The sequence below is a fragment of the Pseudomonas fluorescens group sp. PF-1 genome (genome assembly GCF_054481335.1).
On record NZ_JBTMNG010000001.1, the window covers coordinates 203,667 to 225,859 of the forward strand.

23 protein-coding genes are annotated in these 22,193 nt (G+C 61.4%); 17 read left to right on the top strand and 6 right to left on the bottom strand.

Going from position 1 to position 22,193, the window contains the following annotated elements; genetic code table 11:
* Nucleotides 1–21: 21 nt before the first annotated feature.
* From mdcA to madM, 9 genes are all read left to right on the top strand, one after another.
* A complete protein-coding gene (mdcA, locus tag ACX3YD_RS00995; RefSeq protein ID WP_103402792.1) occupies nt 22–1,692 on the top strand; it encodes a malonate decarboxylase subunit alpha in 1,671 nt (556 codons plus the stop codon).
* The gene (locus ACX3YD_RS01000; protein WP_458959089.1) at nt 1,692–2,567 is read left to right on the top strand and encodes a triphosphoribosyl-dephospho-CoA synthase; all 876 of its coding nucleotides are present in this window, start codon (nt 1,692–1,694) and stop codon (nt 2,565–2,567) included. Before mdcA ends, ACX3YD_RS01000 begins: the two co-directional genes overlap by 1 nt.
* A complete protein-coding gene (locus ACX3YD_RS01005) occupies nt 2,567–2,866 on the top strand; it encodes a malonate decarboxylase subunit delta (protein WP_034147532.1) in 300 nt (99 codons plus the stop codon). Before ACX3YD_RS01000 ends, ACX3YD_RS01005 begins: the two co-directional genes overlap by 1 nt.
* The gene (locus ACX3YD_RS01010) at nt 2,859–3,710 is read left to right on the top strand and encodes a biotin-independent malonate decarboxylase subunit beta (RefSeq protein ID WP_458959090.1); all 852 of its coding nucleotides are present in this window, start codon (nt 2,859–2,861) and stop codon (nt 3,708–3,710) included. Before ACX3YD_RS01005 ends, ACX3YD_RS01010 begins: the two co-directional genes overlap by 8 nt.
* Nucleotides 3,707–4,510, top strand: coding sequence for a biotin-independent malonate decarboxylase subunit gamma (gene mdcE / locus ACX3YD_RS01015; RefSeq protein WP_103402789.1), 804 nt, complete (start codon nt 3,707–3,709; stop codon nt 4,508–4,510). The genes ACX3YD_RS01010 and mdcE overlap by 4 nt, the downstream gene beginning before the upstream one ends.
* Entirely contained in the window at nt 4,504–5,124 is a 621-nt protein-coding gene (locus ACX3YD_RS01020; protein ID WP_103402788.1) for a malonate decarboxylase holo-ACP synthase, read from the top strand. The genes mdcE and ACX3YD_RS01020 overlap by 7 nt, the downstream gene beginning before the upstream one ends.
* Nucleotides 5,121–6,032, top strand: a complete 912-nt coding sequence (gene mdcH / locus ACX3YD_RS01025; protein WP_103402787.1) for a malonate decarboxylase subunit epsilon — start codon at nt 5,121–5,123, stop codon at nt 6,030–6,032. The genes ACX3YD_RS01020 and mdcH overlap by 4 nt, the downstream gene beginning before the upstream one ends.
* A 64-nt stretch (nt 6,033–6,096) precedes the next feature.
* The gene (gene madL, locus ACX3YD_RS01030; protein WP_103402786.1) at nt 6,097–6,489 is read left to right on the top strand and encodes a malonate transporter subunit MadL; all 393 of its coding nucleotides are present in this window, start codon (nt 6,097–6,099) and stop codon (nt 6,487–6,489) included.
* Between the two features lie 5 nt (nt 6,490–6,494).
* Complete coding sequence (gene madM, locus ACX3YD_RS01035) at nt 6,495–7,259, top strand: malonate transporter subunit MadM (RefSeq protein WP_103402785.1); 765 nt, start codon at nt 6,495–6,497, stop codon at nt 7,257–7,259.
* Between the two features lie 86 nt (nt 7,260–7,345).
* On the opposite strand, the gene ACX3YD_RS01040 is transcribed toward madM, so the two are convergent.
* Nucleotides 7,346–8,260 carry a LysR family transcriptional regulator gene (locus ACX3YD_RS01040; protein WP_103402784.1) on the bottom strand — a complete coding sequence of 305 codons (915 nt, stop codon included), beginning with the start codon at nt 8,258–8,260 and terminating at the stop codon, nt 7,346–7,348.
* A 200-nt stretch (nt 8,261–8,460) separates the two neighbouring features.
* On the opposite strand from ACX3YD_RS01040, the gene trhA reads away from it, so the two are divergent.
* Nucleotides 8,461–9,078 (top strand): PAQR family membrane homeostasis protein TrhA, encoded by a 618-nt coding sequence (gene trhA / locus ACX3YD_RS01045; protein WP_103402783.1) that lies wholly within the window; start codon nt 8,461–8,463, stop codon nt 9,076–9,078.
* Nucleotides 9,079–9,084: 6 nt separating this feature from the next.
* Here the strand turns inward: trhA and ACX3YD_RS01050 are convergent, their stop codons facing one another.
* Complete coding sequence (locus ACX3YD_RS01050; RefSeq protein ID WP_458959091.1) at nt 9,085–10,008, bottom strand: LysR family transcriptional regulator; 924 nt, start codon at nt 10,006–10,008, stop codon at nt 9,085–9,087.
* Between the two features lie 109 nt (nt 10,009–10,117).
* Between ACX3YD_RS01050 and ACX3YD_RS01055 the strand changes: the two genes are divergently transcribed.
* From ACX3YD_RS01055 to ACX3YD_RS01065, 3 genes are read left to right on the top strand one after another with little or no spacing between them, the layout of a single operon-like run.
* The gene (locus ACX3YD_RS01055; protein WP_103402781.1) at nt 10,118–11,359 is read left to right on the top strand and encodes a D-amino acid dehydrogenase; all 1,242 of its coding nucleotides are present in this window, start codon (nt 10,118–10,120) and stop codon (nt 11,357–11,359) included.
* A gap of 27 nt (nt 11,360–11,386) precedes the next feature.
* Nucleotides 11,387–11,740, top strand: coding sequence for a RidA family protein (locus tag ACX3YD_RS01060; RefSeq protein ID WP_103402780.1), 354 nt, complete (start codon nt 11,387–11,389; stop codon nt 11,738–11,740).
* Between the two features lie 32 nt (nt 11,741–11,772).
* A complete protein-coding gene (locus tag ACX3YD_RS01065; RefSeq protein ID WP_458959092.1) occupies nt 11,773–12,675 on the top strand; it encodes a transporter substrate-binding domain-containing protein in 903 nt (300 codons plus the stop codon).
* Between the two features lie 98 nt (nt 12,676–12,773).
* Here ACX3YD_RS01065 and ACX3YD_RS01070 read toward each other — a convergent pair whose 3' ends face one another.
* Together ACX3YD_RS01070 and ACX3YD_RS01075 are read right to left on the bottom strand one after the other, a co-directional pair.
* On the bottom strand, nt 12,774–13,493 hold the full coding sequence (locus ACX3YD_RS01070) for a 16S rRNA (uracil(1498)-N(3))-methyltransferase (protein ID WP_458959093.1): 720 nt from the start codon (nt 13,491–13,493) through the stop codon (nt 12,774–12,776).
* A gap of 82 nt (nt 13,494–13,575) precedes the next feature.
* Nucleotides 13,576–14,982, bottom strand: a complete 1,407-nt coding sequence (locus ACX3YD_RS01075) for an adenosylmethionine--8-amino-7-oxononanoate transaminase (RefSeq protein WP_090466615.1) — start codon at nt 14,980–14,982, stop codon at nt 13,576–13,578.
* A 223-nt stretch (nt 14,983–15,205) separates the two neighbouring features.
* Between ACX3YD_RS01075 and ACX3YD_RS01080 the strand changes: the two genes are divergently transcribed.
* The 4 genes from ACX3YD_RS01080 (at nt 15,206) to ACX3YD_RS01095 (ending at nt 18,889) form a co-directional block, all read left to right on the top strand.
* On the top strand, nt 15,206–16,978 hold the full coding sequence (locus tag ACX3YD_RS01080; protein WP_458959094.1) for a flavin monoamine oxidase family protein: 1,773 nt from the start codon (nt 15,206–15,208) through the stop codon (nt 16,976–16,978).
* A gap of 182 nt (nt 16,979–17,160) precedes the next feature.
* Nucleotides 17,161–17,319, top strand: coding sequence for a hypothetical protein (locus ACX3YD_RS01085; RefSeq protein WP_458959095.1), 159 nt, complete (start codon nt 17,161–17,163; stop codon nt 17,317–17,319).
* Between the two features lie 392 nt (nt 17,320–17,711).
* On the top strand, nt 17,712–18,263 hold the full coding sequence (locus tag ACX3YD_RS01090; protein WP_458959096.1) for a cytochrome b: 552 nt from the start codon (nt 17,712–17,714) through the stop codon (nt 18,261–18,263).
* Nucleotides 18,264–18,295: 32 nt separating this feature from the next.
* A complete protein-coding gene (locus ACX3YD_RS01095; protein ID WP_458959097.1) occupies nt 18,296–18,889 on the top strand; it encodes a YceI family protein in 594 nt (197 codons plus the stop codon).
* Nucleotides 18,890–19,135: 246 nt separating this feature from the next.
* On the opposite strand, the gene ACX3YD_RS01100 is transcribed toward ACX3YD_RS01095, so the two are convergent.
* Nucleotides 19,136–21,004 (bottom strand): DEAD/DEAH box helicase, encoded by a 1,869-nt coding sequence (locus ACX3YD_RS01100; RefSeq protein WP_103402772.1) that lies wholly within the window; start codon nt 21,002–21,004, stop codon nt 19,136–19,138.
* A 223-nt stretch (nt 21,005–21,227) separates the two neighbouring features.
* Complete coding sequence (locus tag ACX3YD_RS01105) at nt 21,228–22,043, bottom strand: substrate-binding periplasmic protein (protein WP_458959098.1); 816 nt, start codon at nt 22,041–22,043, stop codon at nt 21,228–21,230.
* Nucleotides 22,044–22,193 lie beyond the last annotated feature (150 nt).

Genomic DNA, 22,193 nt, shown 5'->3' on the forward strand with positions numbered 1-22,193 from the left:
CAGCGAACCCGTGGAGTGGTCATGACAACAACAATATCCCCCGACTCGCGATGGACGCGGCGGCGCAGCGAAAAGCAGCGGCGTCTTGCACTGGTGCGGGGCCTTGCCGACGGTGTGGTGTTGCCCACCGACAAGATAGTCGCGGCGCTGGAGGCGTTGATTCTGCCCGGCGACCGTGTGGTGCTGGAGGGCAACAACCAGAAGCAGGCGGATTTTCTCTCCCGCTCGTTGGTCAAGGCCGACCCCGGCAAGCTGCATGATTTGCACATGATCATGCCCAGCGTCGGACGCGCCGAGCATCTGGACCTGTTCGAACGCGGCATCGCCAGCAAGCTCGACTTCGCCTTCGCCGGTGCGCAAAGCTTGCGCATCAGCCAGTTGCTCGAAGACGGTCTGCTGGAAATCGGCGCGATCCACACCTACATCGAACTCTATGCTCGGCTGGTGGTGGACCTGATTCCCAACGTCGTGCTCTCGGCCGGTTTCATGGCCGACCGCGCCGGCAACATCTACACGGGGGCGAGTACCGAAGACACTCCGGCCCTGATCGAGCCGGCCGCGTTCAGCGACGGCATCGTCATCGTCCAGGTCAATCAGCTGGTGGACGACGTCAGCGAGTTGCCCCGCGTCGACATTCCCGCATCCTGGGTCGATTTCGTGGTGGTGGCCGACAAGCCGTTCTATATAGAACCGCTGTTCACCCGCGACCCCCGGCACATCAAGCCTGTGCATGTGCTGATGGCGATGATGGCGATCCGCGGCATCTACGAAAAACACAATGTTCAGTCGCTCAATCACGGCATCGGTTTCAACACCGCCGCCATCGAGCTGATCCTCCCGACCTACGGCGAATCCCTTGGATTGAAGGGCAAGATCTGCCGCAACTGGACGCTCAACCCGCACCCGACGTTGATCCCGGCAATCGAAAGCGGTTGGGTCGAAAGCGTGCATTGCTTCGGCACCGAACTGGGCATGGAAAACTACATCGCCGCCCGGCCTGACGTGTTCTTCACCGGGCGTGACGGTTCCATGCGTTCCAACCGCATGTTCAGCCAACTCGCCGGGCAATACGCGGTGGATCTGTTCATCGGTGCCACCCTGCAAGTCGATGGCGACGGCCATTCTTCGACCGTGACCCGAGGACGCCTGGCCGGTTTCGGCGGCGCACCGAACATGGGCCACGACCCGCGCGGCCGGCGCCACGGTACGCCGGCCTGGCTCGACATGCGCCACAGCGACGCGGCCGAACCCATGCTCGAACGCGGCAAGAAACTCGTGGTGCAGATGGTCGAGACCTTCCAGGAGGGCGGCAAACCGACCTTCGTCGAAACCCTCGATGCGATCGACGTGGCGAAGAAAAGTGGCATGCCGCTGGCGCCGATCATGATCTACGGCGACGACGTCACCCACCTGCTCACCGAAGAGGGCATTGCCTACCTGTACAAGGCCCGTTCGCTGGAAGAGCGCCAGGCCATGATCGCCGCCGTCGCGGGGGTGACCGCCATCGGCCTGCGTCATAACCCCAAAGACACGGCGCGCATGCGCCGCGAGGGCCTGATCGCCCTGCCCGAAGACCTCGGCATCCGCCGCACCGACGCCACCCGCGAATTGCTCGCCGCCAAAAGCGTGGCCGATCTGGTGGAGTGGTCCGGTGGCCTCTACAACCCGCCCGCCAAATTCAGGAGCTGGTAATGCACGCATTCAACCTGCACGCGAAAACCCTGACCCTGGCCGAACGCCTGGCGGACCTGGCGGTGGACGCGCTGATCGACGAAGCGGATCTGTCGCCGAAACCGGCGCTGGTCGATCGACGCGGCAGCGGTGCCCATACCGATTTGCACCTGGGGCTGATGCACGCCTCGGCGCTGGCGTTGTGGCCAGCGTTCAAGGAAATGGCTGAGGTCGCCATCGAGATCGGCGAGATCGGTTTGCCCCTGCGTGAGGCCATCGGGCTGATCGGTCGGGAAGGCGAGCAAGCGATGCTCGCCACCACCCACGGAGTGAATACCCATCGCGGAGCCATCTGGGCGTTAGGCCTGTTGGTCGCGGCCTCCGCGCTGGAGCCTGAATCCACTGCCGCAGGTTCCATCGCTTTGCGCGCCGCACGCCTGGCCTTGCTCAACGACCGCCATGCACCACGGCCGCTGAGCCATGGTGCCCAGGTCGCCCAGCGCTACGGCGCTCGCGGTGCGCGGGAAGAAGCGCAGTTGGGCTTCCCCGCGGTCACCCAGCGCGCCCTGCCGCAACTCAAGCGCAGCCGCGCCGCCAGTCATGGCGAACAGAACGCCCGGCTCGATGCGCTGCTGGCAATCATGACCAGTCTGGCGGACACCTGCGTGCTCTACCGCGCCGGCGAGCAAGGCCTGCAAACCATGCAGCGCGGCGCCCAGGCGGTACTCGACGCGGGTGGCAGTGCCAGCCTGGCCGGTCGCCGTCGCCTGCATGAGCTGGACCAACAATTAATCGCGCTGAATGCCTCGCCTGGCGGTGCTGCCGACCTGCTCGCCGCCTGCCTGTTCATCGACCGCATCGAGTCCGGCGACGGCATCAATCAGGGAGCTTTTTGATGGAAACCTTATCCTTTGAATTCCCCGCCGGGCAGCCGCCACGCGGCCGCACACTGGTGGGCTGTGTCGGCTCGGGCGATCTGGAAGTGCTGATCGAGCCGGGTCAGGCCGGCAAGCTGACCATCACCGTGCAGACCTCGGTCAATGGCAGCGAGCAACGCTGGCAGCACCTGTTTGCACGGATGTTCGACGGGCAGACACCGCCGGCGATGGACATCGACATTCACGATTTCGGCGCCACCCCCGGCGTGGTGCGTTTGCGCCTGGAGCAGGGTTTCGAGGAGATCGGCCATGACTGACAACGCAGAACTGCTGCACAAGCACAGCTTCGTCGAACTCGGCGCCCGCCAACGGGCGAAGGCCTTGCTCGATGCCGGTACCTTTCGCGAATTGCTCGACCCGTTTCAACGGGTCATGTCGCCCTGGTTGTCGCGTCAGGGCGTGGTGCCACAGGCCGATGACGGCGTGATTATTGCCAAGGGCAGCATTGACGGTTTGCCGGTGGTGATCGGGGCTATCGAAGGGGCGTTCCAGGGCGGCAGCCTCGGTGAAGTCGGCGGGGCGAAGCTTGCCGGGGCACTGGAGCTGGCGGCCGAAGACAACCGCAACGGCATCCCGACCCGTGCCGTGCTGCTGCTGGAAACCGGTGGCGTACGTTTGCAGGAGGCCAACCTCGGCCTGGCGGCGATTGCCGATGTTCATGCGGCGATTGTCGACCTGCGCCAGTACCAACCGGTGATTGGCGTGGTGGCCGGCAGCGTGGGCTGCTTCGGCGGCATGTCGATTGCCGCTGGCTTGTGCAGCTACTTGCTGGTCACTCAGGAAGCGCGTCTCGGCCTGAACGGCCCGCAAGTGATCGAACAGGAGGCCGGACTTGAGGAATACGACTCACGGGATCGTCCGTTCATCTGGAGCCTGACCGGCGGCGAGCAACGGTTTGCCACCGGCCTGGTGGATCGCTACGCCGATGACGACGTGGCGCAGATCCGCCAGCAGGTCAGCGCGTTGCTCAAGCAGGGTTTGCCCGCGCAGCAACGCAGCACTCAGGCCGAACTGTTCCTGCAACGGCTGGCGCGTCTGGACGCCGGGCCGCAAATCGAGCCTTCAGTGGTTCGCGATCTGTATCAAGGAGAGCGCTCATGAGTGCGTATTCCCTGAGGGGCTTGAACTGGTTCAACGCCTTGAGTGCTGGCACCAAAGCGGTCGAAGGTTTACCGGCCTCGCTGAAGGTGGCGGATGGCGTTCTAGGTGAACAAGCCGTTCGTTTTATCGCGGTGGTGGCCGATCCGGATAACCGTTTCGTTCGTGCCCGTCATGGTGAAGTGGGCTTGCTCGAAGGCTGGGGCCTGGCCAAGGCGGTGGATGAAGTCATCACGGCCGATCAGGACAAACCGCAAAAACGCGCCTTGATCGCCATCGTTGATGTACCGAGCCAGGCTTATGGCCGGCGCGAAGAAGCGCTCGGTATTCATCAGGCCCTGGCCGGTGCCGCCGACAGTTATGCCCGTGCCCGACTGGCTGGCCACGCCGTGATCGGCTTGTTAGTGGGCAAGGCCATGTCCGGGGCCTTTCTCGCCCACGGCTATCAAGCCAACCGACTGATTGCCTTGCGTGATCCTGGGGTGATGGTGCATGCCATGGGCAAGGCATCGGCGGCGCGGGTGACGCTGCGCAGTGTCGAAGAACTGGAAACCCTGGCCGCCAGCGTGCCACCGATGGCCTATGACATCGACAGTTATGCCAGCCTCGGTTTGCTCTGGGAAACCTTGTCGGTGGAGCGGATCGAACAACCGTCGGCGAACGATCTGGCGCGGGTGACCGAGTGCCTGGCATTGGCGATCGGCGATGTCGCTGCCAAGGGACGCGACCTGAGTGGCCGCCTCGGTGCCACCAATCGCACGGCCTCCAGCCTGGTTCGCCAACTGCTGAGGGCGCAGTGGTGAACACGCTGTTGGCCCACGACCTGCTCTGGGGCATGACCCCGGAGCAGTTGCCAGCGGATGCGCCGGCGTGGGTGATTGAGTCTGTCCGCGCCGGGCAACCGGTGGTGGTGCGGCGTGCCTTGTCAGCGGCCGGGCAGGTGGCGGTCGGTGTGCGTGGCCGTCTGCGTGAGCAGCGTTACGCGGCGTCGATGGCGATTGCTTCGATCACCCGTCGGGTGTCGCCGGAGGCGCTCTGTCATGTCGATATCGATCGGGACTTGCCGGTGCTTCAGGCCCTGGCTCAATTGCGGCCGATGCTGGAGGGTTGCGGTCGGGTCTGGGGTGTCAGCGGCAGTGCCGGGTTTGAACTGGCCAGCGGGTTTGCAGCCTTGCATGAGGGCAGTGACCTCGACCTGATACTTCGTACACCGCAGCCGCTAAGCCGTGCTGAATCCCGGGCGCTGGTGGCGATTCTGGACCGCGCCATCTGTGTAGTGGACATGCAATTGCAGACGCCATGCGGCGCCGTCGCGTTGCGTGAATGGGCCGGTTCTTCGAATCGCGTGCTGCTCAAGAACGCAAGCCAGGCTTGTCTGGTGCTCGATCCATGGAACCCGCAGGAGCAGGCAGCGTGAGCAGCTTGTTGGTGTTCCCCGGTCAGGGCGCGCAGCAGCCGGGCATGCTCCAGCGCTTGCCTCGGGAAACCCTGAACGAGGCCAGCGACGTGCTCGGTGAGGATGTCTTGCGACTGGATTCTGCCGAAGCCTTGCAGTCGACTCGGGCGGTGCAATTGTGCCTGTTGATCGCGGGTGTGGCGGCCTCACGTCAACTGTCAGTGGCTGCGGATTATGTCGCCGGTTTGTCCATCGGCGCCTACCCGGCAGCGGTGGTGGCCGGAGCCCTGAGTTTCAGCGATGCGTTGCATCTGGTCAGCCTGCGCGGTGAGTTGATGCAGCAGGCTTATCCTCTGGGCTACGGCATGACCGCGATCATCGGTCTGGATCTGGCGACGGTCGAAGGTTTGCTGGCCCAGGTTCACGGCGACGACACGCCGGTTTACCTGGCCAACATCAACGCCGATAACCAGGTGGTGATCGCCGGCAGCGATGGCGCGATGAAAGCGGTCGCCGGGTTGGCGAAAGGCCGTGGTGCCGGGCTGGCCAAGCGTCTGGCGGTGAGCGTGCCGTCGCACTGCCCGCTGCTGGATGCACCGGCGAAGGTCCTGGCCGAAGCCTTCGCCACGGTGCCACTGAAAACGCCGGTCCTGGGTTATCTCAGCGGTAGCCGCGCGCGGATGGTGACCAACATCGAAGCGTTGCGCGACGACCTCGCTTTCAACATGTGCCGCGTGGTGGACTGGCGCGGCACGGTACAAAGCGCTTATGAGCGTGGCGTACGTCTACAGATCGAACTGCCGCCCGGTGCGGTGCTGACCGGGCTGGCGCGCCGGGTGTTCGAGCAGGGGACCGTGATGGCTTTCGACGGTGCCCGGCTCGATACCCTGCAGGCGCTGTTGCGTGAGGAGGGAAGCCGCCAATCCTAGATCACTGACTCAGGCTTCGAACAACAAAAACAATATTCGACGATGCAATTTGAGGACTACAACAATGATTATTTACGGTGTGGCGTTTCTCGCCTTTTGTACCCTGACGGGTATTTTCATCGGTGAACTGCTTGGCAAGCTGATAGGCATACCGGCCAACGTCGGCGGTGTCGGTATTGCGATGTTGTTGTTGATCGGGCTCGGCAGTTGTCTCAACAAAAGCGGTTGGTTCAAGGGTAAAACCGAACAGGGCGTAGAGTTCTGGAGCGCAATTTACATCCCGATTGTCGTTGCCATGGCGGCACAGCAGAACGTTTATGGCGCGCTCAAGGGAGGGCCAATGGCGATTCTGGCGGGTGTAGCTGCAGTTACCATCGCTTTTGCGCTGGTGCCAGTCCTGGTTCGAATTGGTAACAAAGAACCGGCCTCGGTCATTCCACCCAAGACTGTAGGGTAATCGCCATGTACGAATCGATGATGAAGGTGATTACCGGTTACGGCATGATCAGTGGCTTTGCGATTGTCGGCGTGACCATGTGGGTGTCCTACTGGATTTCCAATACGTTCACCAAAGGCCGCTTGCACGGCTCGGCCATCGCCATTTTGCTCGGTCTGTTGTTGTCGTACATCGGTGGTGCGTTGACCGGTGGCCAGAAAGGCGTGGTGGACATCCCGTTGCTGTCCGGGATCGGTCTGCTGGGCGGTGCAATGTTGCGTGATTTCGCCATTGTGGCCACGGCATTCGGCGTCAGCGTCGATGAGCTCAAACGTGCCGGTTTTGTCGGAGTACTGGCATTGTTCGTCGGCGTCGGGACGTCGTTCATCGCTGGTGTCGCGGTGGCTATGGCCTTCGGATATACCGATGCGGTGAGCCTGACCACCATTGGTGCCGGGGCCGTGACGTATATCGTCGGACCGGTAACCGGGGCTGCCATTGGCGCCAGTTCCGAGGTTATGGCGCTGTCGATTGCGGCCGGGTTGATCAAAGCCATTCTGGTGATGGTCATGACGCCGTTCGTGGCGCCAGTAATTGGTCTGAACAATCCACGTAGTGCGGTGATCTTTGGTGGCTTGATGGGCACTTCCAGTGGCGTGGCGGGCGGGTTGGCGGCTACGGATCCGAAGCTGGTGCCTTATGGTTGCCTGACCGCCGCGTTCTACACGGCGTTAGGCTGTTTGCTCGGGCCTTCGGTGCTGTTTCTGGTCATGCGCGGATTAATGGGCTGATGCCTTAGAGGGTAAGCCTTGCGCCTCAGGGGATTGCGTAATCCCTGTAGGCGCGAGGCTTGCTCGCCAAAGACGTGCGGCGGCTCTCAAACCTGCCGATTGGCATACATCCGACACTCTGCCAATAGCGCCAACAGATTCGGGTCACGCTCCTTGGCCTTGAGAAACACCACGCCGATGTGCTGCTGCAACCGGTATTTTTCCTGCAACGGGATCAGCTTCACCCGGTTCTCGTACACCGCCGCAATCCTGCCCGGCAGCAACGCATAACCCACCCCCGAACTGACCATGCTCAGCAAGGTGAAGATGTCGTTGACCTGCATCGCCACCTTCGGCTCGAACCCCGCCTGCTCGAATACCCGCTTGCCGTCCTGATGGGTGGCGAAGCCCTGGCTCAGGGTGATGAAGGTTTCGTCGCGCACTTCGGCGAGGTCGACTTCGGTGCGTTGGGCGAACTTCGAATCGGCCGGCGTGGCGAGGAAGATATCGTCGGAAAACAGTTGGATCTGCTCGCAATCCGGGTCGTTGATGCTGTCGTCCAGGGACACCAGGATCGCATCCACTTCCATGTTCTTGAGCTTGTAGAGCAGGTCGAAATTCGAACCAAGGATCAGGTCGATGTTGAGTTCGCTGCGGCGGATTTTCAGGCCCATGATCAACTGCGGCACGGTTTTCACGGTCAGCGAATACAGCGAGCCCAGTTTGAAGCGTTCAGCGGAAAATCCGGCGGCCTCGCGCGTCAGGCGTACGCTCTCGACCACGTCCTGAATCAGCTTCTGCGCCCGTTCTTCCAGCACGTAGGCGCTTTCCAGCGGGGTCAGGTTGCGGCCTTCGTGTTTGAACAACGGGCAGCGCAAGGCGCTTTCCAGGGAGTGGATCGCCCGGTGCACGCTGACGTTGCTGGTCTGTAACTCGGCCGCGGCCCGGGACAGATTGCCGGTACGCATGAAGGCCAGGAACACCTCGAGTTTTTTCAGGGTCAACTCTTCGTCAATCAGCATGGCGCGGACTCTTGTTCGAATGGCTCGATTGTACGGGCCTTTACGGGAGCTGGCTTGCCAGCGATGGCGCCATGACGATCAACGTAAAACTTGAGGCGCTGACACCGGCAAACCGGCCATTGTGTTCTGAAACATTGCGCTCTTAAGCTTCAGGCCTAAGCCTTGTACGTTGGGCTAATGATTTTCGAGGTGAATGACCGATGTATCACGGGGAAAGACTCAATGCCTGGACGCATCTGATTGGGGCGGTGGCGGCGTTTGTCGGGGGTGTCTGGCTGATCGTCGTCGCCAGTCTGGACGGCAGTCCGTGGAAGATTGTCAGCATGGCGATCTACGCCTTCACCTTGCTGGTGTTGTACAGCGCGTCGACCGTGTACCACAGCGTGCGCGGGCGCAAGAAAGTGATCATGCAGAAGGTCGATCACTTTTCGATCTACCTGCTGATCGCCGGCAGCTATACGCCGTTTTGCCTGGTGACCTTGCGCGGGCCCTGGGGCTGGACGTTGTTCGGGATTGTCTGGGGGCTGGCGCTGATCGGCATTTTGCAGGAGATCAAGCCGCGCTCGGAAGCGCGGATTCTGTCGATCGTGATTTACGCGGTGATGGGCTGGATCGTGCTGGTGGCGGTCAAGCCATTGCTGGCGGCACTGGGTGTCGCCGGTTTTGCGTGGTTGGCCTCGGGCGGGGTGTTGTACACCGTGGGCATTATCTTTTTTGCCCTCGATCATCGCCTGCGCCATGCCCACGGGATCTGGCATCTGTTCGTGATTGCCGGGAGCCTGCTGCACTTCGTGGCGATTTTCTTTTATGTCCTGTGATCGCTCCTACAGGTCCGGTGCAAGACCAGCAATGCGATCGAGTTGTGCCTGGGCCTGTCGACTGAACACCTGCAACAGGTCGCTCAAAGTGTGGGGCGGCGGTTCCGTGGCGCGGGTCACCGCGTACAGGGTGATGGGCAGCGGTGGCGCGAGAGGGCGAATAGTCGTTGTGACGGGGGAGGCGCCCAGGGCCGTGAACGGATCGATCACCGCCAGCCCGGCACCGGACTCCACCATCGCCCGGGCCAGCGAATAGGTCTGCACCGCGATGCGCACCCGGGGCGGCGGTTCGACCGCTTCGAGGTAGGTGTCGAGCCGGGCGGCCAGCGGGTCGGCACTGGACAAGCCAATCAGCGGCGCATCGGCCAGGGCCATCAATGACAATGGCATGCCGGCCTGCGCCGATGGCCAGTAACCCGCCGGTGCCAGCACCACCAATACACCGCCCGCCAAGGCTTGGGCCTTGAGCCCCGGATGATCCGGTCTTTGCAGCGTCAGGGCGACATCCACTTCCCGCATCAGCAGGTTCTGCACCAGCTCACGGCTATGGGCGCTGGACAATTCGCAGGCGATGTCCGGGTAGCGTGCGGTCCACTCGTGAATGGCCGGCGGCAACAACGACAGGGCCAGCGCCGGCGTGGCGCCGATCCGCAGGCTGTGGCCCGGTTCGCGACGCAGGCTCTGGGCCAGGCGCCGCACGCCTTGCAAGCTTTCACTGACCTTGTCGACCTCGCGCTCCAGCTCCAGCGCTTCGGGCGTCGCTTGCAACTTGCCGCGAACCCGCAAGAACAACGGGAACCCCAACTGCTGCTCGGCGTGCTGTAGCACCTTGGTCACCGCCGGTTGCGAGACGTGCAGCAATTGCGCGGCGGCGCTGATCGATCCGGTTTGGCGGATGGCCTGGAATATCTCGATGTGACGGAGGCGCATGGCGAGTCCATAACCTTTGTTTATGGGTTAAGCATCTTTATTCATTGTTCGCCGCCTGTCACCTGGCCCTAACCTCGGCTTCGTCATCACAACGGTTTTAAGGACGGACATGGCTCAGCGTGTGTGCATCATCGGCGGCGGCGTGATTGGTCTGGCAACGGCCTATGCGCTGGTGCGCGACGGCTTTGAGGTCACCGTCATCGAGGCGCGGGACGCGTTGGGCAGCGAAACCAGTTTCGCCAATGGTGGGCAACTCTCCTATCGCTACGTCGCACCTTTGGCTGACGCCGGTGTGCCGTTGCAAGCCATTGGCTGGATGCTGCGCGGCGATTCCCCCTTGAAGCTGCGCCCGCGGTTCGACGCTGCGCAGTGGCGCTGGATGGCGTCCTTTCTCGGCGCTTGCCGCCGCTCGGTCAACCGTGAGAACGCCGCACACTTGCTGCGGCTGGCGCTGTTCAGTCAAGGCACATTGAAGGCATGGCGCGAAGACGATGGGCTGGCAGGCTTCCAATGGCGGCGCAACGGCAAACTGGTGACCTTCCGGGAGCGTGCCAGCTTCGAGCATGCATGCCAGCGGCTGGCCGACCCTCAGCAGCAACAGGTGCTGTCGGCGGCCGAGTGCGCTCAACTTGAGCCGGCCCTGGCCGATGCACCCTTTGTCGGTGCGATTTATACGCCGGACGAAGAAGTGGGCGATTGCCATGCTTTCTGCCGGCTCTTGGCTACACGGTTGCAAGCGTCCGGGCGTTGCGAGTTACGCCTGGGGCAAGCGGTGACCGGCATTCGCCACGCCAACGGCAGCGTCAGCGCCATCGATCTGGGCGAGCAAGTGTTGCCGGTCGATCAATTGGTGATCGCCGCCGGCCACCGCAGTCCGCTGTTGGCATTGCCCGGTCTGCAATTGCCGTTGTACCCGCTCAAGGGCTACAGCCTGACGGTGCCCATCGGCCCCGACCACCAGGCCCCGGATGTGAGCATCACCGACTATGACCGCAAGATCGTATACGCACGAATCGGCGAGCAGTTGCGGGTGGCTGCGATGGTCGACATCGTTGGCTTTGATCCTGCTATAGACCCCAAGCGACTGGCGCTGATCAAGCGTCAGGCCCGTGACACCTTCCCCAATGCCGGGGCCTATGACGCGGCCACCGAATGGGCCGGGATGCGCCCGGCCACGCCGAGCGGCGTGCCGTTGCTGGGCGCCACGGCCTATCGCAACCTGTGGCTCAACATCGGTCATGGCGCGTTGGGTTTCACCCTGGCCTGTGGCAGTGGGCGGTTGCTCAGTGAACTGATCGGCCAGCGCCGGCCCTCCATCGATATGCACGGTTTCAACCACCGGGCCGCCTGATCTTTTATTTGCCAAGAGGACACTGCAATGACCATTACCCGACTCCACAGCAACCCGAGGTTGTCTGGCGCCGTGACGTTTGGCGATCTGGTATTTCTCTCTGGCCAAGTGCCGGGTGAAGCCTCGGACGTGGGCGGTCAGACCCGCGAAGTGCTGGCCAGGATTGATGCGTTGCTGGCCGAAGCCGGCAGCCACAAGGATCAAATGCTCAGCGCGACCATTTACCTGAAAAATATCACCGACGATTTTGCCGCCATGAATGAGGTCTGGTCGAACTGGCTATCGCCAGGGCAGGCCCCGAGCCGCACGACCGTGCAGGCCGAGCTGGCGAGACCGCAGGTACTGGTGGAAATCACTGTCATCGCTGCTCGTTTGAAATGACCCTCATCCAACACCCACAACGGAGAATAACAATGCAAAAAATCACGTTGCTCGGCTGCACCCTCGGACTGTTGCTCGCGAGTCAGGTCCAGGCCAACGAGGCCCCACTGACCGGCACCCTGAGCAAGATCGCCAACGCCAAGAGCATTACCCTGGGCTATCGCGATGCGTCAGTGCCGTTCTCATACGTGGGTGATCAAACCGGCAAACCGATGGGCTATTCGGTGGATCTGGCGGGCAAGATTGTCGAGCGTATCCAGCAGCAATTGGCGTTGCCGGACCTGAAGGTGAGTTACAACCTGGTGACCTCGCAAACACGCATTCCTCTGGTGCAGAACGGTACCGTGGACCTGGAGTGTGGCTCCACGGGCGTGACCGCCGAGCGGCAGAAGCAAGTGGCGTTTTCCTATGGCTTCATCTATGTAAAAGGCCAATTGCTGACCGCCAGGGACAGCGGTATCAAAAGCTTCGCCGACTTGCGTGGCAAGAACGTGGTGACGACTGCCGGTACGACCAACGAGCGCTTCCTGAAGAGCTACAACGTCGACCACAAGATCGACATGTTCGTGATCAGCGCCAAGGACCACGGCGAAGCCTTTCAGATGCTGCAATCGGGTCGTGCCGCCGCTTTCTATATGGACGATGCGCTTCTCTACGGCGAGCGCGCCAAGGCCCATGACCCACACAAGTGGGTGGTGGTGGGAGAGGAACAATCGCGGGAAATCTACAGCTGCATGGTGCGCAAGGACGACCCGCAGTTCCTGGCACTGGTCAACGGCGCACTGGGGGACCTGTACAGTTCGGGGGAAATCAACGGCATCTACCAGCGCTGGTTCGAACAGCCGATTCCGCCGAAGGGTTTGAACCTTGAGTTTCCGATGACCAGCGAACTCAAGGCGATCATTGCCAGGCCGGTGAGCGATCCGGTGCAATAGTGATCGGTGCTGTTCCCGTAGACCGCGTCGCGGCCATCGCGAGCAGGCTCCCACAGTGGAACGCATTTGAACTGTGGGAGCCTGCTCGCGACAGGGGCCTAGAAATCGCCCCAAAGCTGCTGGGCCACCGCCAAGGCAACCACCGGCGCAGTCTCTGTACGCAATACCCGAGGCCCCAGCCTGGCTGCATGAAAACCAGCGCCCTTGGCCTGATCCACTTCCGCATCCGATAACCCGCCTTCCGGGCCGATCAGAAAGGCCAGCGTCGCAGGCTTGGCATGACTGACCAGCGGTTCGGCCACCGGGTGCAGCACCAGCTTCAATTCAGCCTGAGTCTGCTTCAACCAATCGGCCAACAGCACCGGCGGATGAATCACCGGCACCCGTGAGCGCCCGCATTGCTCGCAGGCGCTGATCGCGACCTGGCGCCAGTGCAGCAGGCGTTTGTCGGCGCGCTCGTCCTTGAGCCGGACTTCGCAGCGCTCGCTGAAGATCGGGGTGATTTCGCTGACACCCAATTCAGTGGCTTTCTGGATCGCCCAGTCCATGCGCTCGCCACGGGACAGGCCCTGACCGAGATGGATCTGCAGTGGCGATTCGACCTGGCCGGCGAACTGCTCGTCGATCTGAACCACGACACGCTTCTTGCCGACCTCAACCAGAGTGGCGCGGAACTCCTGGCCCGAGCCATCGAACAGTTGCAGCAGATCGCCCTCGGCCATGCGCAACACGCGGCTGATGTAATGGGCCTGGGCTTCGGGCAATTCGTGTTCGCCGGTACTCAGGGGGGCGTCGATAAAGAAACGGGACAGTCTCATTGGGGGTCTCTACTAAATTCGATCGGAGTCGCTTTTGGGGCGAGGGCGCTTGCTCCCACGCCACAGGGTCGTGCAGTGACGGTCAGCCCGGATCACGGAACCCCGGATGGAAGTCCTTCGGCACCGAAACACTGACGCTGTCGCGAGTCGCGATGTCGATGCCTTCGCTGGCCACTTCGGCCAGAAAGTCGATCTGCTCCGGCGTGATCACATACGGCGGCAGGAAATACACCACGCTGCCCAGAGGTCGAAGTAAAGCACCGCGCTCCAGCGCATGCTGGAACACCTTCAGGCCACGGCGCTCCTGCCACGGATAGGCCTCTTTGCTGGCCTTGTCCTTGACCATTTCGATGGCCAGGACCATGCCGGTCTGGCGCACTTCGCTGACGTTAGGGTGATCCACCAGGTGCGCGGTGGAGGAGGCCATGCGCCGCGCCAGGGCCTTGTTGTTCTCGATGACGTTGTCTTCTTCGAAGATATCCAGCGTTGCCAGCGCCGCCGCACAGGCCAGCGGGTTGCCGGTGTAGCTGTGTGAGTGCAGGAAGGCGCGAAGGGTAGGGTAGTCGTCGTAGAAGGCGCTATAGACGTCTTCGGTGGTCAGGCAGGCGGCCAGCGGCAGATAACCACCGGTCAGGGCCTTGGACAGGCAGAGGAAATCCGGACGGATGCCGGCCTGTTCGCAGGCGAACATGGTGCCGGTGCGGCCGAAGCCGACGGCGATTTCGTCATGGATCAGGTGTACGCCATAGCGGTCGCAAGCTTCGCGCAGCAGCTTGAGGTACACCGGGTGGTACATGCGCATGCCGCCGGCACCCTGGATCAGCGGCTCGACAATCACTGCCGCGACCGTGTCGTGGTTCTCGGCCAGGGTCTGTTCCATGGCGGCGAACATGGTGCGCGAGTGTTCTTCCCAGCTCATGCCTTCGGGGCGCAGGTAGCAATCCGGGCTTGGCACCTTGATGGTGTCGAGCAGCAGGGCTTTGTACGTTTCGGTGAACAGCGGCACGTCGCCCACCGACATCGCCGCCATGGTTTCGCCGTGGTAGCTGTTGGTCAGGGTCACGAAGCGCTTCTTGTTCGGCTGACCGCGGTTGAGCCAGTAATGAAAGCTCATCTTCAGCGCCACTTCGATGCAGGACGACCCGTTATCGGCGTAGAAGCATCGCGTCAGGCCTTCCGGCGTCATCTTCACCAGGCGCTCGGACAGCTCGATCACGGGCTGATGGCTGAAACCGGCGAGGATCACGTGTTCGAGTTGATCGACCTGATCCTTGATGCGCTGGTTGATGCGCGGGTTGGCATGGCCGAACACATTGACCCACCAGGAGCTGACGGCATCGAGGTAGCGTTTGCCTTCGAAGTCTTCCAGCCAGACGCCTTCGCCGCGCTTGATCGGGATCAGTGGCAGTTGTTCGTGATCTTTCATCTGGGTGCAGGGATGCCACAACACCGCGAGATCGCGTTCCATCCACTGTTTATTCAGGCCCATTTTCACTCTCCTGGAGGCGGTCCGTGACAAGCGCGGACCTACAATCGCGCAAGCCTATGCAATGGATCGCGTGGGGACAACCCATTGTGTCGATTGAGCTACTTTGTATAGGGCGATCAGACGCTGCTGGCAGGCGTCTGGCGGCTGACGTATCCTTCGCGGTTCTTGAGCCGACTGGCTCGCAAAAACCGCTATTTTTTCGTGTATTTCCGGAGTTCGCTGAATGTCTGTCGGTTGGCTGCGCGCCTGTGCGCTGGTGATGTTGGGGCTGTTCAGCGTGTCTGCGCTGGCCAAGGATAAAACCGCGATCGTGATCGGCGGTGGGGTTTCGGGCCTCACGGCGGCTTACGAACTGCAGAACAAGGGCTGGCAGGTCACGCTGCTGGAAGCCAAACCGAGCCTGGGCGGTCGCTCCGGCATGGCCACCAGCGAGTGGATCGGCAACGACAAGACCCAGCCGGTTTTGAACAAGTACGTCTCGACCTTCAAGCTGAGCACCACACCAGCGCCTGAGTTTGTGCGTACCCCGGGCTATCTGATCGACGGCGTGTATTACAGCGCTGCCGACCTGGCGATCAAGGAGCCGGCCACCGCCGACGCACTCAAGCGCTACGAAAAGACCGTGGACGACCTGGCGCGTTCGATCGACGACCCGCAGAACCCGGCCGCCACCAACACGTTGCACGCCCTGGATCAGATCAACGTGTCCAGCTGGCTCGACAAGCAAAACCTGCCGGCCACCGCGCGTCAGTTGATCAACCAGCAAATTCGTACTCGCTACGACGAACCTTCGCGCCTGTCGCTGCTGTACTACGCGCAGCAGAGCCGTGTTTATCGTGGCGTGTCGGACCGTGACCTGCGCGCTTCGCGTCTGGTCGGGGGCAGCCCGGTGCTGGCCCAGGCCTTGGTCAAGCAGCTGAAAATCATCAAGACCAACTCCCCGGTCTCGGCCATCACCCAGGAAAAGGACAGCGTCACCGTCAAGGTCGGCAGTGTCGGCTATCAAGCTGACTACGTCGTGCTGGCCGTGCCGTTGCGCGCCCTGAACAAGATTCAGATGACCCCGGCGCTGGACGCCCAGCATCAGGCGGCGATCAAAGGCACTAACTACGGTTGGCGCGACCAGATCATGCTCAAGTTCAAGACGCCTGTGTGGGAAAGCAAGGCGCGCATGTCCGGCGAGATCTACAGCAACACCGGTCTGGGCATGCTGTGGGTCGAGCCGGCGTTGAAGGGCGGTGCCAACGTGGTGATCAACCTGTCCGGCGACAACGCCCGGGTGATGCAGGCGTTCGGCGACAAGCAAATGGTCGATCAGGTGCTGATTCGCCTGCATGCGTTTTATCCGCAGGCCCGTGGTGCGTTTACCGGTTATGAAATCCGTCGCTACAGCACCGACCCATCGATGGGCGGCGCTTACCTGGCGTTCGGTCCCGGCCAGATCAGCAAGTTCTGGCGCCTGTGGGAACGTCCGGTCCAGCGCGTAGCCTTTGCCGGCGAACACACCGACACCTTGTACCCCGGCACCCTGGAAGGCGCATTGCGCACCGGTCAGCGTGCGGCCAGTCAGGTAGAAGACCTGGCGGCGGGCAAATCGTTTGAGCCGGAGAAAGTGCTTCCGGTGGCGGCTGCGGCAGCAGGTGCTGGCGCGGTGGCGGCGAAGAAGGGCAACTTCTTCACCAATCTGTTTGGTGGCTCGGATGACGAGAAGAAACCGGCACCGGTCAAGGCCCCTGAGCCTGTCGCGCCACCAGCGCCGGCTCCTGCTCCTGCACCAGCGCCGGCCGCTGCGCCAGCCCCGGTCGAAGCAGCGAAGCCTGCAACACCGGTGAAAGCCGAGCCGGCCAAGAAAGCTCCGGCGAAGAAACCGGCAGCCAAGACCGAGGCGAAAAAAGCCCCGGCCAAGGCACCGGTCAAGAAAGCCGAACCGGCTAAGAAGCCAGCGGCCAAACCGGCAGCCACCCCGGCTCCGGCAACGGAGGCGAAGGCTCAGTAACCTTCAGGTGTAAAAAAAGCGCGGCCCATGGGTCGCGCTTTTTTTTGCCATAAATTCCGCTTTCAACTACGCGGCCCTACACGCCTCAACGATGTGTCAGATGCGTCCCACAATCGAATCAGAGCGAAATGATAGATGGCGGCTGCTCTTGAACCCCAGGATCTTCAAAACCTGGAGGTCCCATGAAAGCACTCGCACTGACCGTTTTATTGATGGCCCTTTCTGGCTGTGCAAACGGCCATTTTTTTCCCAAAGGACATGGTTATGAATCGGACTTCAAATGTCAGATGAACCCTTACGATCCTGTATGCCTAGAGATACGTCAGGTCTACCACAATTAGGGAAACGGGTAAGCCGTGCTATCCAGCGGGAGTGATCACTCCTCTCCACAGGTTCACGCCGATCAGTCAAGAGAATGCGAGCCACCGCAAGCGCGAGCTTGCTCGCGACAGTCATTAACGATAACGCGCTTTCGTCTAACTGATCGGCATTGGGCCCCAGGGCCCCGTGCTTTGCTTGAGGAAAAACCGTAAGCAGAAATCGAATAAATCGTTCAGTACAGGTGTTCTCAGATTTGTATTCACTTTTACTGACAATTTGGCCTTTAATCTTTTCTTAACTCAGCGATTTCACACTCTTGATCGTATTTCTCGATATTTCAAAGCAAAATTTTCCGCTTTAATTCGATAGATAACTCGATAGTCTTGGGCCAGCACTTACAGGGATCTAGGCAATGCAGCTACGTAACTCCACTTCTCGCTATGGCTGGGTCAGCATCTTCCTGCACTGGGGGGTAGCGCTGGCGGTGTTCGGTTTGTTCGCCCTGGGTCTGTGGATGGTCGATCTGGGTTACTACGACCCCTGGCGTAAAGCCGGGCCGGACATCCACAAGAGCATCGGGCTGATACTGCTGGCGTTCATGGTGTTGCGTGTGTTGTGGCGTTTCATCAGCCCGCCACCGCCGACGTTGACCAGCTACAGCCCCATGACGCGTCTGGGCGCCAAGTTGGGCCATGTCTTTCTGTATCTCTGTTTGTTTGCCGTGATGATTGCCGGTTACCTGATTTCCACCGCAGAAGGTGTCGGGATTCCGGTGTTTGACTGGTTTGAAGTGCCTGCACTGGTTTCCGGACTTCCGGACCAGGCAGATAACGCCGGTGCGATTCACCTCTACCTGGCATGGGCGCTGGTCATTTTTTCCGGCCTCCATGCGTTGGCAGCTTTGAAACACCACTTTATCGATCGTGATGTGACCCTCAAGCGAATGCTGGGTCGCAAAGCCTGAAATTCAACCTCGACTCCCAAGGAAAACCAAGCATGTTGAAAAAGACTCTCGCCGCTCTGGCCATCGGTTCCGCCCTGCTGTCCGCCAACGTCATGGCCGCTGACTACGTTGTCGATAAACAAGGCCAGCACGCCTTCGTTGACTTCAAGATCAGCCACTTGGGTTACAGCTACATCACCGGTACTTTCAAGGACATCGACGGTACGTTCAGCTTTGACGCTGCCAAGCCTGAAGACAGCAAGATCGAGTTCAACGTGAACACCGCCAGCGTCTTCACCAACAACGCTGAGCGCGACAAGCACATCTCCAGCAAAGACTTCCTGAAAGTGGCTGATTTCCCCAAGGCTACGTTCAAGTCCACCAGCGTTAAATCCACCGGCAAAAATGCCGACGGTAAAGCCACTGCTGACGTGACCGGCGACCTGACGATTGCTGGCGTGACCAAGCCAGTCGTGGTCAAGGCCACTTTCCTGGGTGAAGGCAAGGATCCATGGGGCGGCTACCGTGCCGGCTTCGAAGGCACTACCAGCATCAAACGTACTGATTTCGGCAAGATGATGGACCTGGGTCCACAGTCCGACGCCGTTGAGCTGTACGTCACCTTTGAAGGTGTGAAAGCGAAATAATTTTTCGCCCCTGACACAAAAAACGCCCGCTGCTTTTCAGAGCACGGGCGTTTTTTATTGCCGGGCACACATCCATTGTGGGAGCGAGCCTGCTCGCGAAAAACCTATAGGCGCCGCTGGGCATCTGGTTTAACGCGTTATCGTTCACGACCATCGCGGGCAAGCCCGCTTCCACAGGGATTGTTTTTGTCCCATAAAAATTGCCCCGGCTCTTTCGAGTCGGGGCATTTTTATTTCGGCGATAAATCAGCGATTGCGGGTCAGCAATGCCGGTTTTTCTCCGCGAGGACGGCTTGGCAGTTGATCCAGTTGCTCAGGTGTCGGGAAGCGATCAGCCTTCGACTCCTTGTGCATGATCTTCGGCGCCGGGCCACGCGGGTTCTGCACGGCCGGCTCCGAACGAGGCTGGTCGTCGCGGGCCGGACGGCGGTTGCGCGAGTCTTCGCGACGGGCCTGGCCGTCACGAGGTGCACCATTGCGTGGGCCGCTGCGTTTGGCCGGTGGCGTGCCGGTGCTGGCGCCATCGCTGCTGCGCGGACCGTTCTGGCGACCTTGTGGCTTGCCGCCACGTGGTGCGCCCGAACCGGCTGCCGTGCCTTGTGCCGGAGCACCCGGACGGCGGCCACGGCCCTGGGCCGGCTTCTGCTGTGGCACGTAGTCGACGCGGTTACCGAAGTTATCGATATCGTCGTCCAGGAACTCGTCCGGGGCACGATCAGCAGCGGCACGTGGCGGCTGGCTTGGCTGACGCTGTTCGCGGGCCGGCGTGCCTTCGCGTGGCTTTTGCTCGCGGGCCGGGCGCTCGCCGCGACCGGAGGCCGCTGGTTTTTCCTTGCCTTTGTCCTTGCCCTTGTCCTTGCGGCCGCCACCGCCGCCGTTCGGGCCATCGCCGCGCGGGCCACGTGGATTGCGCGGGTTACGCACATCCGGACGCTCGCGAACTTCAGGCTTCTCGGCTTCCACGGCGCTCGAATCGAAGCCCATCAGATCGCCGTCGGCGATTTTCTGCTTGGTCATGCGTTCGATGCTTTTGAGCAGCTTCTCTTCGTCCGGTGCCACCAGCGAGATCGCTTCACCCGAACGACCGGCACGGCCAGTCCGGCCGATACGGTGCACGTAGTCTTCGTCGACGTTCGGCAGTTCGAAGTTGACCACGTGTGGCAATTGGTCGATGTCCAGGCCGCGGGCGGCGATGTCGGTGGCGACCAGGATGCGTACGTCACCGGCCTTGAAGTCGGCCAGGGCTTTGGTGCGGGCGTTCTGGCTCTTGTTGCCGTGGATCGCGACGGCGCTCAGGCCGTGTTTGTCCAGGTACTCGGCCAGACGGTTGGCACCGTGCTTGGTGCGGGTGAACACCAGCACTTGTTCCCAGGCACCGGCGGTAATCAGGTGCGCCAGCAGGGAACGTTTGTGATTGGCCGGCAGGCGGAACACGCGTTGCTCGATGCGCTCGACCGTGGTGTTCGGCGGCGTGACTTCGATGCGTTCCGGGTTATGCAGCAACTTGCCGGCGAGGTCGGTGATGTCCTTGGAGAAGGTTGCCGAGAACAGCAGGTTCTGCCGCTTGGCCGGCAGGCGGGCCAGGACCTTTTTCACGTCGTGGACGAAGCCCATGTCGAGCATGCGGTCGGCTTCGTCCAGCACGAGGATTTCCACGTGGGACAGATCGACGCTGCCTTGGCCGGCGAGGTCGAGCAGGCGGCCGGGGCAGGCCACCAGTACGTCTACACCGCGGGACATGGCCTGAACCTGCGGGTTCATGCCGACGCCGCCGAAGATGCAGGCGCTGACGAATTTCAGGTCACGTGCGTAGACCTTGAAACTTTCGTGCACTTGCGCGGCGAGCTCGCGAGTAGGGGTCAGGACCAGTACGCGCGGTTGACGCGGGCCATGACGCTGGGATTTGTCCGGATGACCGTTGGGGAACAACCGCTCCAGGATCGGAAGGGCGAAACCGCCGGTTTTACCCGTACCTGTCTGTGCCGCGACCATCAGGTCGCGACCTTGCAACACGGCGGGAATGGCCCGCTGTTGCACCGGAGTAGGCTCGGTATAGCCCGCTGCCTCGATGGCGCGGACTAAAGCCTCGGAGAGACCGAGGGAAGCAAAGGACATGAGTAATCCTGTTTTAGTTAGGGCTTGGCCCAATGGGAGTCTTGCCTGGCGCGAATGGCGTTTAAGAGGAACGCAATCCCGTCCGGTCCTACTGGGTTTCGAAAGCTCGTCAGGAGCGCTCGCGCGGGCCGCAAAGCTGCGCTGTAGCGGGGTCGAGATGCCTTGAACGATTCCGAGCGTCCGGGCGTGAGCCTGGCGGGAAGGCCGGAGTATAACAGAGCAATCACTGCGCGCCGCTTTCCTGCTGCTCAACGGTTTTTACCGTAGTGGCGGTGGGGCCCGGCGGGTTCACCACGGTGGCCGGGTCGGCACCGTATCGGGCGCTTAGCTCTGCGTAGGCCGGCTCACGCTTGAAGCGCTTGAGTTCAGCGCCGAAGCGTTGCACCAGCAAGTCCATGCCAGCATTGCGTCGCACTGCCAGGAATTGGCTCTGCTGGCTGATGACGGTCGGGTTTTCGGTGATTTGGTCGCGGATGTGCAGTTCGTCGAGCAGGTGCTGGCCGACCCGGCGATCGGTGATCAGCAGGTCGATGCGCCCGCGCACCAGTTTGCCGAAGTTGGCTTCATGACTCGGCGCCGGTTCACGGGTGAACAGTGTCGATTCCCTGAAGTCCTGGCTGTACAGGTAGCCCGGTGAGGTGCCGATGGTCAGGCCGCGCAGTTCGTCGAGCGTGCGAAAGGGGTGCGGTCGTTCGTTGGCGTAGAACATCACGAACTGCACTTCGGAGAGCGGTTCGCTGGGGTAGAGCAGGGTCGCGTCGCGTTCATCGCTGTGGAAAATGTCCAGCGCGCCATCGGCCTGGCCGGTTTCAAGCATCGACAGGCAGCGTTTCCACGGCAGGAATTGCCACTCGACTTCGATACCCAGGCGCTTGAAGACGATTGCCGTGGTTTCGTAGTCCAGCCCCAGGGATTTACCGTTCTCCTCATAGACGTAAGGAGCCCAGGGTTCCGTGACAATGCGCAATTTCTCGCCCCGGGCGGCAAAGCTCAGGCAAGTGAAAACAAGCACGGCGAATAACTGTGTGATCAAAGGCATAGGTTTGAGATTACGACGAGAAACGGGAAAGAGCCAGAAACTGGGTCCAGAAGCTCTATCTCCATGTGTTGCGCATCAACAAATGTGCTGTGAAAAGCAAAAAATCGCCGCCTGCGAAGGTGCCTGCAGAAACGTCGGTTTCCATGCAGG

Coding starts and splice junctions, on each gene's coding strand:
- ACX3YD_RS01070 (WP_458959093.1), bottom strand. CDS start 13,493: ATGAGACTGTCCCGTTTCTTTATCGACGCCCCCCTGAGTACCGGCGAA.
- ACX3YD_RS01040 (WP_103402784.1), bottom strand. CDS start 8,260: ATGCTGATTGACGAAGAGTTGACCCTGAAAAAACTCGAGGTGTTCCTG.
- ACX3YD_RS01005 (WP_034147532.1), top strand. CDS start 2,567: ATGGAAACCTTATCCTTTGAATTCCCCGCCGGGCAGCCGCCACGCGGC.
- trhA (WP_103402783.1), top strand. CDS start 8,461: ATGTATCACGGGGAAAGACTCAATGCCTGGACGCATCTGATTGGGGCG.
- ACX3YD_RS01060 (WP_103402780.1), top strand. CDS start 11,387: ATGACCATTACCCGACTCCACAGCAACCCGAGGTTGTCTGGCGCCGTG.
- ACX3YD_RS01065 (WP_458959092.1), top strand. CDS start 11,773: ATGCAAAAAATCACGTTGCTCGGCTGCACCCTCGGACTGTTGCTCGCG.
- ACX3YD_RS01105 (WP_458959098.1), bottom strand. CDS start 22,043: ATGCCTTTGATCACACAGTTATTCGCCGTGCTTGTTTTCACTTGCCTG.
- ACX3YD_RS01080 (WP_458959094.1), top strand. CDS start 15,206: ATGTCTGTCGGTTGGCTGCGCGCCTGTGCGCTGGTGATGTTGGGGCTG.
- mdcE (WP_103402789.1), top strand. CDS start 3,707: ATGAGTGCGTATTCCCTGAGGGGCTTGAACTGGTTCAACGCCTTGAGT.
- ACX3YD_RS01075 (WP_090466615.1), bottom strand. CDS start 14,982: ATGGGCCTGAATAAACAGTGGATGGAACGCGATCTCGCGGTGTTGTGG.
- madL (WP_103402786.1), top strand. CDS start 6,097: ATGATTATTTACGGTGTGGCGTTTCTCGCCTTTTGTACCCTGACGGGT.
- mdcA (WP_103402792.1), top strand. CDS start 22: ATGACAACAACAATATCCCCCGACTCGCGATGGACGCGGCGGCGCAGC.
- ACX3YD_RS01090 (WP_458959096.1), top strand. CDS start 17,712: ATGCAGCTACGTAACTCCACTTCTCGCTATGGCTGGGTCAGCATCTTC.
- ACX3YD_RS01010 (WP_458959090.1), top strand. CDS start 2,859: ATGACTGACAACGCAGAACTGCTGCACAAGCACAGCTTCGTCGAACTC.
- ACX3YD_RS01100 (WP_103402772.1), bottom strand. CDS start 21,004: ATGTCCTTTGCTTCCCTCGGTCTCTCCGAGGCTTTAGTCCGCGCCATC.
- ACX3YD_RS01055 (WP_103402781.1), top strand. CDS start 10,118: ATGGCTCAGCGTGTGTGCATCATCGGCGGCGGCGTGATTGGTCTGGCA.
- ACX3YD_RS01050 (WP_458959091.1), bottom strand. CDS start 10,008: ATGCGCCTCCGTCACATCGAGATATTCCAGGCCATCCGCCAAACCGGA.
- madM (WP_103402785.1), top strand. CDS start 6,495: ATGTACGAATCGATGATGAAGGTGATTACCGGTTACGGCATGATCAGT.
- ACX3YD_RS01085 (WP_458959095.1), top strand. CDS start 17,161: ATGAAAGCACTCGCACTGACCGTTTTATTGATGGCCCTTTCTGGCTGT.
- ACX3YD_RS01000 (WP_458959089.1), top strand. CDS start 1,692: ATGCACGCATTCAACCTGCACGCGAAAACCCTGACCCTGGCCGAACGC.
- ACX3YD_RS01095 (WP_458959097.1), top strand. CDS start 18,296: ATGTTGAAAAAGACTCTCGCCGCTCTGGCCATCGGTTCCGCCCTGCTG.